This is a genomic window from Streptomyces sp. NPDC001508 (assembly GCF_040298665.1).
Lineage (GTDB): Bacteria > Actinomycetota > Actinomycetes > Streptomycetales > Streptomycetaceae > Streptomyces.
On the sequence record NZ_JBEPAP010000067.1, the window covers coordinates 40,125 to 52,447 of the forward strand.

A 12,323-nucleotide genomic window follows, 5' to 3' on the forward strand; every position below is an offset into this window, starting at 1 on the left:
TCGAAGCCGTGGCGCATGCGACGGTTGGCTGCCGGTTCGGTGCGGCTCCGCAGCCCAGGCATCGCATGCCTGGACACCCGATCACACAAGCCTTTGAGCGTCTTGTGCCGTTATACGCCCTTGGCCTGCGATAGACGAACGCCCCGGTGGCACTGTGGCGTGCCGCCGGGGCGTTCGGAGTACGAGCAGGCAGCTGCGGTCAGCGCTTGCTGTACTGCGGAGCCTTGCGGGCCTTCTTCAGACCGGCCTTCTTGCGCTCGACCGCACGGTCGTCACGGCGCAGGAAGCCGGCCTTCTTCAGCGGGCCGCGGTTGTTGTCGACGTCGGCCTCGTTCAGCGCGCGGGCGACACCGAGACGGAGCGCACCGGCCTGACCGGAGACACCGCCGCCCGCGATGCGGGCGATGACGTCGTAACGGCCTTCCAGCTCCAGAACCTTGAACGGCTCGTTGACTTCCTGCTGGTGCACCTTGTTCGGGAAGTAGTCCTCAAGGGTGCGGCCGTTGATCTTCCACTTGCCGGAGCCCGGAACGATCCGGACCCGGGCGATGGCGTTCTTGCGGCGGCCCAGGCCGGCGGCCGGCTGGGGCTCGCCGAAGCGGGAGGCCAGGGACTCCGAGGTGTACTCGCCCTCGACGGGCGCCTCGGACTCGGTGGTGTAGCTGTCGATGTCAAGCTCTTCGAGCGGCTGCTCGGCAGTGGTCTCGGCCACGATTCTCCTCAGATTCTGTTCAGTCTTAGGGGGTGGCCGGACTTACTGCGCGACCTGGGTGATCTCGAACGGCACCGGCTGCTGGGCGCCGTGCGGGTGCTGGTCACCCTTGTAGACCTTCAGCTTCGAGAGCATCTGACGGCCCAGGGAGTTCTTGGGGAGCATGCCCTTGACGGCCTTCTCGATGGCCTTCTCGGGGTTCTTGTCGAGCAGCTCGTCGTAGCGGACGGAGCGCAGACCACCCGGGTAGCCGGAGTGGCGGTACGCCATCTTCTGGGTCCGCTTGTTACCGGAGAGGTGCACCTTGTCGGCGTTGATGATGATGACAAAGTCACCGGTGTCGACATGAGGGGCGTAGATCGGCTTGTGCTTGCCCCGGAGAAGGGTGGCGGCGGTCGTGGCGAGACGGCCCAGGACGACGTCCTGAGCGTCGATGACGTGCCACTGACGTGTCACATCGCCGGGCTTGGGGCTGTACGTACGCACGGTTCGTAGCCTTCGCTATCTTCAGTGAGTGGTCCTGACAAGGTCACCGAAGACGATCACGACAGCCCTGACCGCACAGCGGTGACGCAAACCGCGTGCTGGTCGCTGGTCATCGGCCCGGTGGACCGGTGTAAGGGCCCGTCCCGTGAGAATGAGCAAGCCAATACACAACGAACATGCAGGATACCGGGGTGCCTCGGACGGGTCAAAACGAGTGGCCTGCGACACCTCCGGCGGCGAAGATGCGCCACCCTGCGCCGATAGGTCCCCTATGGCCCCCGGCGGGAGCGCACCGGCGCGCCCGGTCCCCGTCTAGGATGCGCCCCATGAGCTATGGGCAGGGGGGACCCCAGTCCCAGTGGGATCCGTGGAAACCGCATTCTCAGCAGCCCTGGAACAGCGGCGGCAGCCAGACCCCGGACTGGGCCGCCCTGGCGGAGGCCTCGGAGACCCGGAACAAGCGCCGCAGACTGCTGTTCATCGGCGGCGGCGCGGTCGCCACCGTCGCGGTCGGCGCGGCCGTCGCCATGGCCGTGGTCTCGGCGAGCGGCGACAACGGCAACAACAACGCGGCGGGACAGCCCACCGACCTGCCCGCGAGCGCTTCCCTGCCGAGCGACTCCGCCGCGCCCGCGCCCTCCTTCGATCCGACCAGCGCGCCGCCGCCACTGGACCCGAAGGACTTCATATCCAGCGCGCAGAAGGACACGGCGCCGCTCAGCGCCGAAACCCTCTTCCCGGGCACCCAGCTGACCATGGGCGAGACCGTCTACAAGAAGGGCGCCACCGCCGACACCAAGGACTGCTCCTCGGCCGCCGGCGGCACCCTGCCCAAGATCCTCACCGCCAACGACTGCACACGGCTGCTGCGGGTCAGCTACCTCAAGGACGGGGTCGCGGTCACCGTCGGCGTCGCCGTCTTCGAGACGGAGGCCCAGGCCGTCAAGGCGAAGGGCCAGACCGACAAGAAGAGCATCGTGAAGTCCCTCGCGGGCAAGGGCGTCACGGCCTTCTGCGACTCGGCGGTCTGCCGCTCGACGACCAACGCCTACGGCCGTTACGCCTACTTCACCATCGCCGGTTTCGCCAACGGCAAGGACGTGACGACCAAGGACACCAAGGTCTTCTCGACCGGGGACGACCTGGCGGAGTTCACCTTCCGGCAGATCCGCCGCCGCGGCGAGGCCCAGGCGTCGGCCGCGGCCGGCGAGTGACGCACGGCACCGGCGTCACACCTTGGACCTGGACAGACGTGCACGGATCGGGCTGATAGCGGCCGCGGCCGGCGCGGCCCTGCTGGCCCCGCTGGGCATATGGGCCTGGCCCGAGGGCGAGGGCGCGGCGCACGGTCCCCGCCTCGTCCCCACCGATCTGCGCGGGCGCGATCCCGCGGCCACACCCGCCGCGCGCCGCGTCTACGCGCTGCTGGCCGGGCTGGAGAACGCCGCCCGCCGCGGCCGCCCGAGCCGTACGGTGATCGGCCAGCACGTGGAGCTGCAGAACGAGCGCTACAACGCGCAGTACGGCGACTACCGGGGCACCAAACAGCCGGGCTACTACTACCGCAAGGCCCGCGACATCACCGGGCGGCTGCCCGGCTTCGTCGAACTCGACCTCGGCCCCGGCTACGGCCGTCCCGGCTGGGCGGTGGGCGAGGCCCGCTCCTACTCCGCGGCCTGGCCGTCCTGCCGCCGCTCCTGGGGCTATGTGGAGGACGCCGTGGACCTCGCCGTCGGCGTGTGGGCGGGCCTGCCCCGGGCGGCCGACGGTTCGTACCGGCCCTCCGGCACGCACCGCGACTGCGCGTCCGGCGCGGAGGTCTCCCTGCCGCACAACGGGGGCGGCCCGGCGGGCCTGGTCGGCTTCTCCTTCCACCAGCCCTACCCGGGCAGCCCCGTCAAGGGCTTCCAGCAGACGCTGCACCGCAACTCCCCCGGCGCCGCGGACCCGGGCTGGTTCAGCCGGGTGGTCACCGAGGGCGGCCCCGAGCACCGGGCCCTGCTGCACGACCTCGCCTTCCTCGCGGACCACCTGGGCTATCTGGCCGGCCGCGGGGTGCCGGTGCTGCTGCGGCCGTACCACGAGATGAACACGGCCCCGGGGCACGGTTTCTGGTGGTCGGGGCAGGACCCGGCGGCGTTCCGCAGGCTGTGGCGGCTGACGTACGACTATCTCGTGCACCGTCGCGGCCTGCACAACCTGATCTTCGTCTGGTCGCCGAACTCCTGGGACGGGTCGTACGGGCGTGAGCCAGGCGCGTACTACCCCGGCGGCCGCTACGTCGACGTCGTGGGCGTCGACGACTACAGCGACACCCCGGCCAGGCCCTTCGGCGCGGGCGCCTGGACCGAGGTCTGGTACCGCGGCCTCGAGGCGTACCGCAGGCCGCGGATCGTCGCCGAGTCCTTCCATGTGCCGCTCAACGCCGCGCAGCCCCGGACCCTGACCCGGACACCGTGGGTGCTGTGGACCGTATGGGGCCAGGCACTGACGTACGACAACGTCTCCGCGCCCCGGCGGAAGAACACCTCGGCGGATGTACAACGGACCTATGGGTCGGCGAGGGTGATCACGGGCGGGCGCGACATCATGGCACCGCACACCGCATAGGTGGCGCTGCACCCCGCACAGACCGAGGCCCGGTACACCACACGGGACGGGCCGCACCATGCGTCACTCAATGAACCTTTGATGTCGCCTTCCTCACAACTGTTCCTTAGATCGTGCATATATGCGAGACTGGACCACCTGTTCGGTCAGTGGTTCGGAGCCCGGGGGGGCAGAGGGCCCGCTGACCGAGGCGCCAGCGAAGGCGTTGAGGGGGGATGGCTCCCGGAACCAGCCAGTCGTCGCGGTGCGCTCACGCGCGCCGCGACGGAGATCTGTCGCTGCCTCAACGCGCCACCGATCTCACGGGAAGTCCTGATTACCTGTCATGACATCGACTCTGGTAGAGGGTGACCCTTCGTTCTCGCGTCAAGGCGCGAAGCTCGCGAAGCGTACGGCCGCCTGGAAGCCGGGTGTCCTCCCGTTCCTGCTGCCCTTTGTCCTGCTGGTCTTCTTCGGCCTGTGGAGCTACCGGCCCAGCTCCTCCCTGCTGAGCTGGATCCTCACCGTCGTGTGGTCCCTGCCCGTGGCCGGTGTGCTCGTCGGCATCCAGGGCGCCCTGCTGATCCGCCGTCGGGTCCGCCGCAGCGACGGGATGACCCCGCCGGCCCCGGCCGACCAGGACTTCCTGATCGTCCTGTGCCCGACCATCGGCCGCCACGACACCTACCCGGCGCTGGAACGTTCCGTCCTGTCCTACGTCGAGCACCTGCCGGACTGGTTCCCGTACCTGCGGGTCGACATCCTCACCGAGGAGGGCTGCGAGGCGGCCGAGAAGATCGACCGCCTCGCCGACTCCCACCCGCTGATCCGGGTCATCACCGTCCCGAAGGACTACGTCCCGGCGAACGGCACCCGCTTCAAGGCCCGCGCCAACCACTACGCCCACGAACTGCGCATCGCGGAGGGCGAGGCCCTGGACTACGTCTGGGTCCTCCACATGGACGACGACACGGGCGTCGGCCCCGACACCGCGACCGCGCTCGCCCAGTTCATCAACCGCCAGCGCCGCGCCCACCCCGACAAGGCCAAGCACATGGCGCAGGGCATCCTGACCTATCCGCGCGAGAACGCGGTCAGCCTCTTCACCTGGCTCGCCGACGCCGTGCGCCCCGCCGACGACATCGCCCGCTTCCGCGCGCTGACCGGCATGGGCACCCCGGCCGCCGGGGTCCACGGTGAGCTGCTCGTGCTGCGCGCCTCCATCGAGGCGGAGATCGGCTGGGACTTCGGCCCCAAGGAGATCGTCGAGGACGCCCGGCTCGCGCTGACCTTCTGCCGCAAGTACCCCGGCCGCAGCGACTGGTTCAACGGCCGCTGCTACGGCGCCTCCCCCGCCAACGCGCGCGACTTCGTCAAGCAGCGCGAGCGATGGGCCTGGGGCCTGGTCGCCCTGTGCTTCAACCGCCAGGTGCCGCTGCGCTACCGCTGGTTCCTCTCGGTCTGCGTGACCACCTGGATCCTCGGCCCGCTCCAGCACATCGGCGCCGTCCTGCTCCTCGGCTGGCTGATCAACGACATGAACACCTCACCCGCGACCCAGTCCGTCGTCATTCTGTGGGCCCTGAACTTCGCCTACGTCATCTGGACCTACTGGGAGGGGCTGCGGCTGAACGCGCTCGCCTCGGTCAGCGGGCGGCGCAAGTGGTGGGAGCCGATCGTCGTGGTCGCGCTCATCCCCGTCTTCTCGGTGCTGGAGGGCCTCGGCGGCCTGCGCGGCTTCCTGAAGTTCGCCCGGCGCGAGGAGAACAAGTTCGTCGTGATCGCCAAGCCCGCCTGACCCTCCGCCCAGACGGAAGACTGAAGACAGAAGACAGAAGACACCTGACCATGCGCTCACGCCTACCCCTGCTCGCCATCTTCCCGGTGACCGTCCTCAGCGTCGTCCTGGGCACCCCCTTCCTCTTCGGCGACCACCCCGTGCGCTGGGAGGCGGGCTCGGCCCTGCCCAGGCTCGTCCTGGACGGCTCCCCCGAGAAATCGGACTCCCCCAGCCCGTCCGAGACGTCCCCGGACGCGACGACGCCCTCGACTCTCCGGGTCGCCAAGCCCTGGAAGGCCGGGATGCCGCAGTGGGGCGTCCAGATCTACTGGGAGGAGGAGCCGCAGAAACGTTCCGCCGATTTCATCGAGAAGCAGGCCCAGAAGCAGGCCGCGTACCTGGTCGGCCTCGGCGCCAACTCCGTGTCGATCTCCTTCCCCTTCTTCACCAAGAGCCCCAGCTCCGACACCGTCACCACCGGCGCCAAGACCCCCTCCCCCGAACGCCTCCAGCGTGTCCTGCGGGTCTTCCACCAGGCGGGCTTTCGCACCACGATCCGCCCGGTCATGGACGAGACCGCCCTCATCGGGACGGGCGACTGGCGCGGCAACATCGTGCCCGACTCGGACTCCGCCTGGTTCACCTCGTACGAGAAGCTCCTCGCGCCCTACCTGAAGATCGCCGATGCCGAGAAGACGAACACCTTCGTGATCGCCACCGAGCTGAGCTCCATGGAGGGCAAGCCGGGCTGGGAGAACCTCGTCGCGTCCGCCGAGAAGAAGTTCTCCGGCGAGATCTCCTACGACGCCAACTGGGACAACTACGTCTCAGGCCGGATCAACATGCCGGTCAACCACCTCGGCGTCGACGCCTACTTCCCCCTCAAGGTCCCGGACAGCGCCCCCGTGAAGACCCTGGTCGCCGGGTGGAACGACTGGCTCGACAAGAAGGCCGCCGGCCCCCTGCCGAAGATCACCATCGCCGAGGCCGGCATCGGCGCGATGAAGGGCGCCTACCACGCCCCCGGCGACTTCTACGCCCGTAGGACCGTCAACCCCGAGGTGCAGGCCAACTGGTACACGGCCGTCTGCAAGGTCGTCCAGGAGCGCCGGATGAGCGGCGTCTACTGGTGGTCGATCCACTTCGACGACGACCCCAACACGCCACCGGACGACAAGACCGCCTCCCGGCTCGACTTCGCCGGCCGCCCCCTCACCGAGCGGGCGATCAAGAACTGTTTCTCCTCGGGCTACGCGGGCCCCGGGACCGACACCGCCGAGTGACCTGCGAGACAACCATGCGAGAAGCCATCATCCTGGTGGGCGGCAAGGGAACCCGGCTGCGCCCCCTTACCAACCACACCCCGAAGCCGCTCCTCGGCGTCGCGGGCACCTCCTTCATCCGCCACCAGGTGGCCAAGCTGCTGGACGCGGGCGTCGAGCACCTGGTGTTCGCCACCTCCTACCTCGCCTCCCTCTTCGAGGACGAGTTCCGGGACTTCTCCGGCGACCTGGAGATCTCCTACGCCGTCGAAGAGGTGCCCCTGGGCACGGGCGGCGCGATCCGCAACGCCGGACAGCGGCTGCGCGGCGACTCGCCCGACGCGCCGGTGCTGATCCTGAACGGCGACATCCTGTCCGGCGTCGACCTGCGCGACCTCGTACGACAGCACGAGGCGCGGGACGCCGACGTGACCCTGCACCTCACCCGGGTCGCCGACCCGCGCGCCTTCGGCCTGGTGCCCACCGACGCCGACGGCCGGGTGCTGGCCTTCCTGGAGAAGCCCAAGACCCAGCAGGAGTGCGTCACCGACCAGATCAACGCCGGCTGCTACGTCTTCCGCCGCTCGGTCCTGGACGCCATCCCCGCCGACCGGGAGGTCTCGGTCGAGCAGGAGACCTTCCCGCAGCTCGTCGCCCGGGGCGCACGCGTCCTCGGCCACACCACCGACGACTACTGGCGCGACCTCGGCACCCCCTTGGCCTTCGTGCACGGCTCCGCCGACCTCGTCACCGGCAGGGCGACCTCACCGCTCGTCGGCCCGCCCGCCGATGCCCTGATCCACCCCACGGCCACCATCCACCCCACCGCCCGTGTCACGGGCGGCTCCACGGTCGGCCCGTACGCCGTCGTCGGTGCCCACGCCGTCATCGACCGCTCCATCATCGGCGAACGCGTCACCGTCGCCGAAGGCACCCGGATCCACGAGTCGGTCGTCGACCACGACTCCTCGGTCGGCAGCGATTCGTTCCTGCGCGAAGTCGTCGTGGGCTGCCACTCCCACGTCGGCGCGCAGAACGAGCTGCCGGCCCAGCTGCGGCTGTCGTGCGGCATCCGCATTCCCGCCCAAGGGGTGCGCGTCAGCGGAACGGCTGCCGCCTGCCTGACGGCCCACTGACCACCTGCTACGGGAGAACCGTGACCCGCCATCGCTCAACGGCCGCCCAGGCAGAGCGCCTTCGCAAGTACCGGCCGGACATCCAGGGCCTGCGTGCCGTCGCCATCATGATGGTCGTCAGCATGCACTGCGGCATCCTCGACATCCACGGCGGCGTGGACGTCAGCTTCGTGCTCAGCGGCTTCCTCATCGGCGGCCAGCTCCTCGCCGAGATCGACAAGACGGGCAAGGTGTCCCTCAGCAAGTTCTGGGCCCGCCGCTTCCGCCGCCTCGCGCCCCCCATGGCCCTCACCATCGTCGGCACCGCGGTCATCGCCTGGCTCTACGCCAGCCCCCTGAAGTTCCGCGACTTCGTCGCCGACGGCCTCAGCGCCTCCCTGAGCTTCCTGAACTGGCGGCTCGTCGAGAACGGCACCGACTACTTCGCCAACGACGGCACCCAGTCCCCGTACCAGCACTTCTGGTCACTGGGCATCGAGGAGCAGTTCTATCTCGTCGCCCCGATCGTGCTGGTCGCCCTGGTCTGGCTCAGCCGCAAGATCCTGCGCAACCGCGCCCTGGTCGGCCTCGCCCTGCTCGCCGTGATCGGCGGCTCGTTCTACCTCGGCTGGTCGCAGACCGCCGTGAACCAGCCGCTCGCCTACTTCAGCACCCACACCCGGATCTGGGAGATCACCTCCGGCGTCCTGCTCGCCCTCCTCGCGCCGTTCGTCTCACGCATGAACACCACGCTGGCGGCACTGGTCAGCTGGCTGGGCCTCGGCACCATCCTGGTGACCTCACTCCTGATCACCTCCGAGACCCCGCTGCCCGGCTACGCGGTGGCCGGACCGGTCCTCGGCGCCCTCCTGGTCATCGCCGGCGGCTGCGCCAACCCCGGCTTCGGCGCCGAACGCATCCTGCACAACCCGGTGTTCGACTTCGTCGGCAACGTCAGCTACGGCTGGTACCTCTGGCACTGGCCGCTCCTGGTGATGTGGCCGCACATCGTCGACCGGGGCTTCACCTTCCAGGAACGTATGCGGGTCGTCGTCCTGTCGTTCCTGCTCGCCACCGCCATGCACTACCTCGTGGAACGCCGGTTCAAGAAGAACGTGCAACTGGTGGCCCGCCCCTGGAAGGGCGTCCTCGCCGGCGGCTTCACCACCGCCGGCACCGCGGGCGCGATGGTGCTCGCCGCGATCGTGCCGCTGAACCTGGCCACCGCGCCCGCCTCGGCCCGGCCGGCCCCCGGATTCACCAGCACGGCGTCCGTCGAGAAGGCCGTCCACCAGCGGGAACTGTCCGCCACGGTGCAGAGCGGCCTGCTGAAGGCAACCGACAACCACGCCACCAAGGGCTGCATCGACAACACCGAGATCACCGAGTTCGTGATGCGCGACGCCTGCGTCATCGGCGACCGCGGCAGCAAGAAGACCGTGGTCCTCATGGGGGACTCCCACGCCTGGCAGTGGAACGACCTCTTCGACGAACTCGGCCGCGGACTCCACGCCAAGGTGGTCACCATGGCCAAGGGCGGCTGCTCGCCGCAGATCTACCACATCGCCAGCCCCAGCCTGGGCCGCGAGTACCGGGAGTGCGACAGCTGGCGTGCGTCGGCCTTCGCCGAGCTGAAGAAGCTCAAGCCCGACGTCCTGGTCATCGCCGACCGCGCCCGCCAGGAAGCCACCCGCGACGGCGCGGAGGCCTCGTTCAAGGTGTTCGAGAAGACCGGCGCCCACCTCGTCTACCTGACCGACACCCCGCAGCCGGGCCAGAACGTCCCCGACTGCCTGGCCACCCACACCGACGACATCACCCCCTGCAACCGCAAGCAGTGGCAGGCCCTCGAATACACCGAATTCCGCGCCATGGAACGCAAGGTGGCCGAGGAGCACGGCGCCGAGATCATCGACACCACGCCGGCCTTCTGCTCGCTGGGCGTCTGCCCCTCCGTGATCGGCGACCAGCTCGTCTACTACGACAACAGCCACATCACCTCGGGCTACTCCAAGTCGCTCAAGCCCTTCCTCAAGCCCGCCCTGGAAGGCATCCTCAACGACGCCTAGCGGGCACCGCCCGCCGCCGAGAGGGCTCCGCCGCACCCCGGCCGGGCCCTCTCAGTGAACCGGGCCCCGCACCCGGCGCGCCTGCCGCTGCCGCTCCGCGAGCAGCCCGGCCGCCGGGTAGCCGACCTCCTCCAGGGTCAGCCCGTGCGGGCGCACGACATGGACGGCGCTGTCGCGGACACGCGCGTCCAGGACCCGCCGCGGCCAGTCCACATCCCGGTGCCCGTCGCCCACGAACAGCAGGGCACCCACCATGGACCGCACCTGGTTGTGGCAGAAGGCGTCGGCCCGGACCTCGATCTCCACGACGCCGTCCGACCGCCGGCGCACCCCGAAGTCGAGGATCTCGCGGACCGTCGTCGCCCCCTCGCGCCGCTTCGCGTACGCCGCGAAGTCGTGCTCCCCGATCAGGGACTTCGCGGCGGCGTCCATCGCGGCCACGTCCAGCGCCCAGTCGTGCCAGAGCACATGGCCGCGCAGCAGCGGATCCACTCCGCCGGGCTGGTCCCCGACCCGGTACACATAGCGCCGCCACAGCGCGGCGAACCGCGCGTCGAACCCGGCCGGAGCCTCGGTGAGCGCCCACACCCGCACGTCCTTCGGCAGCCGCCCGGCGAGCCGCTTCAGCAGCTTCTCCCGGTGCTCGGCCCACAGCCCCGCGGGCAGGTCCACATGGGCCACCTGGCCGCGCGCGTGCACGCCGGCGTCCGTCCGCCCGGCCACGGTCAGCTCGTACGTCGTCTCCCCGGACCGGGTGACGGTCCGCAGGGCGTCCTCGATCTGCCCCTGCACGGTCCGGCGTCCCCCGGCCTGCTTGGCCCACCCGGAGAACTCGGTGCCGTCATAGGACAGATCGAGACGCACCCGTACATGACCGGGCCGTACTTCGTCACTCACAAACAGATCCTCACACAGGGTGTGCACGGTCGTTCAACGCGAAAGCGGGCCCGCCCCGATGAAGGGACGGACCCGCAATCGCCCCGAAGGGGCGCGGGGCTGCATCGATATGCGGCTCCGCCGCGCAGGCACGACCAGCCACGACGAAGCCGCGGCCGCCGACCGGACAGAACCCCGCAGACGCTTACGCGTCCTTGGCCTCCTCGGCGGCAGCCTCCGGCTTGGCGTCCTCGGCGGCTGCCTCGTCGGACGGGGCCTCGACGGCCTCCTCCTTCTTGAGGGCGTCTTCCTTGACCGCACGCTGGGTGACGGCCTCGGCCTCACCGGTCGCCTGCTGGGCGACGGTCAGCGCCTCCACCAGCTCGATGACGGCCATGGGCGCGTTGTCGCCACGACGGTTACCGATCTTGGTGATGCGGGTGTAGCCACCGGGACGGTTCTCGTAGCGCGGGCCGATCTCGGTGAAGAGCGTGTGGACGATGCCCTTGTCCGTGATGACCTGGAGCACCTGGCGACGGTTGTGCAGGTCGCCCTTCTTCGCCTTGGTGATCAGACGCTCGGCGTACGGGCGCAGGCGGCGGGCCTTCGCCTCGGTGGTGGTGATACGGCCGTGCTCGAAGAGGCTCTTCGCGAGGTTGGCGAGGAGCAGCTTCTCGTGCGCGGCGCTGCCGCCCAGACGGGCACCCTTGGTGGGCTTCGGCATTCTTCTTCTCCTGTGTCTCTGCCCCGGCCGTACCAGGTACCGGGGTCAGTATCCGAGCGAGCGGTTGCCCGTCGGAGATCCGGGGCGTCCCCGAAGGGGCGCCCCGGAAGGGGCGCGGGGCTGTGTCGATTTGCGGCTCCGCCGCGCGGGCGCGACCAGCCACAACGGACCCGCAGCCGCAGTACGGCCTCCCCGCGGAGCCCTCAGTACTGTTCAGTTTCCACGAAACCGGCATCCGCATCGTCGTCCGCGCCGAACGCGTCCGCCGCGGCCGTCGGGTCGAATCCGGGCGGGCTGTCCTTCAGGGCCAGGCCCATGCCGGCCAGCTTCGCCTTGACCTCGTCGATGGACTTCGCACCGAAGTTACGGATGTCCAGCAGGTCCGCCTCGGAGCGCGCGACCAGCTCACCCACGGAGTGGATGCCCTCACGCTTGAGGCAGTTGTAGGAGCGGACGGTGAGTTCCAGCTCCTCGATCGGCAGCGCGAGGTCCGCGGCCAGGGCGGCGTCCGTCGGGGACGGACCCATGTCGATGCCCTCGGCGTCGATGTTCAGCTCACGGGCCAGACCGAACAGCTCGACCAGGGTCTTGCCCGCCGACGCCATGGCGTCACGCGGACGCATGGCCTGCTTGGTCTCGACATCGACGATCAGCTTGTCGAAGTCGGTGCGCTGCTCGACACGCGTGGCCTCGACCTTGTACGTGACCTT

Annotated in this window: 11 protein-coding genes; 6 read left to right on the top strand and 5 right to left on the bottom strand. The window is 69.6% G+C overall.

The window, feature by feature from the left end; translation table 11 throughout:
• Positions 1-199: 199 nt before the first annotated feature.
• The gene (gene rpsI, locus ABT245_RS37985; RefSeq protein ID WP_351743243.1) at positions 200-712 is read right to left on the bottom strand and encodes a 30S ribosomal protein S9; all 513 of its coding nucleotides are present in this window, start codon (positions 710-712) and stop codon (positions 200-202) included.
• Between the two features lie 42 nt (positions 713-754).
• A complete protein-coding gene (gene rplM, locus ABT245_RS37990) occupies positions 755-1,198 on the bottom strand; it encodes a 50S ribosomal protein L13 (RefSeq protein ID WP_351743246.1) in 444 nt (147 codons plus the stop codon).
• Between the two features lie 326 nt (positions 1,199-1,524).
• Here rplM and ABT245_RS37995 point away from each other — a divergent pair, with 326 nt between their 5' ends.
• From ABT245_RS37995 to ABT245_RS38020, 6 genes are all read left to right on the top strand, one after another.
• Positions 1,525-2,412 (top strand): hypothetical protein, encoded by an 888-nt coding sequence (locus ABT245_RS37995; RefSeq protein WP_351743249.1) that lies wholly within the window; start codon positions 1,525-1,527, stop codon positions 2,410-2,412.
• Positions 2,413-2,434: 22 nt separating this feature from the next.
• Positions 2,435-3,808: a glycoside hydrolase family 26 protein gene (locus ABT245_RS38000; RefSeq protein ID WP_351743251.1), complete on the top strand. Its 1,374-nt coding sequence runs from the start codon at positions 2,435-2,437 to the stop codon at positions 3,806-3,808.
• Between the two features lie 325 nt (positions 3,809-4,133).
• On the top strand, positions 4,134-5,585 hold the full coding sequence (locus ABT245_RS38005) for a glycosyltransferase family 2 protein (RefSeq protein WP_351743254.1): 1,452 nt from the start codon (positions 4,134-4,136) through the stop codon (positions 5,583-5,585).
• A 50-nt stretch (positions 5,586-5,635) separates the two neighbouring features.
• The gene (locus ABT245_RS38010) at positions 5,636-6,850 is read left to right on the top strand and encodes a glycoside hydrolase family 113 (RefSeq protein ID WP_351743257.1); all 1,215 of its coding nucleotides are present in this window, start codon (positions 5,636-5,638) and stop codon (positions 6,848-6,850) included.
• A 14-nt stretch (positions 6,851-6,864) separates the two neighbouring features.
• Complete coding sequence (gene manB, locus ABT245_RS38015) at positions 6,865-7,965, top strand: mannose-1-phosphate guanylyltransferase (protein WP_351743260.1); 1,101 nt, start codon at positions 6,865-6,867, stop codon at positions 7,963-7,965.
• A gap of 20 nt (positions 7,966-7,985) precedes the next feature.
• The gene (locus tag ABT245_RS38020; protein ID WP_351743262.1) at positions 7,986-10,013 is read left to right on the top strand and encodes an acyltransferase family protein; all 2,028 of its coding nucleotides are present in this window, start codon (positions 7,986-7,988) and stop codon (positions 10,011-10,013) included.
• Positions 10,014-10,064: 51 nt separating this feature from the next.
• Here ABT245_RS38020 and truA read toward each other — a convergent pair whose 3' ends face one another.
• From truA to ABT245_RS38035, 3 genes are all read right to left on the bottom strand, one after another.
• A complete protein-coding gene (gene truA / locus ABT245_RS38025) occupies positions 10,065-10,910 on the bottom strand; it encodes a tRNA pseudouridine(38-40) synthase TruA (protein ID WP_351743265.1) in 846 nt (281 codons plus the stop codon).
• A gap of 184 nt (positions 10,911-11,094) precedes the next feature.
• Positions 11,095-11,613 carry a 50S ribosomal protein L17 gene (gene rplQ / locus ABT245_RS38030; protein WP_351743268.1) on the bottom strand — a complete coding sequence of 173 codons (519 nt, stop codon included), beginning with the start codon at positions 11,611-11,613 and terminating at the stop codon, positions 11,095-11,097.
• Between the two features lie 203 nt (positions 11,614-11,816).
• On the bottom strand, positions 11,817-12,323 hold a 507-nt coding region (locus tag ABT245_RS38035), incomplete at its 5' end, for a DNA-directed RNA polymerase subunit alpha C-terminal domain-containing protein (RefSeq protein ID WP_351743271.1).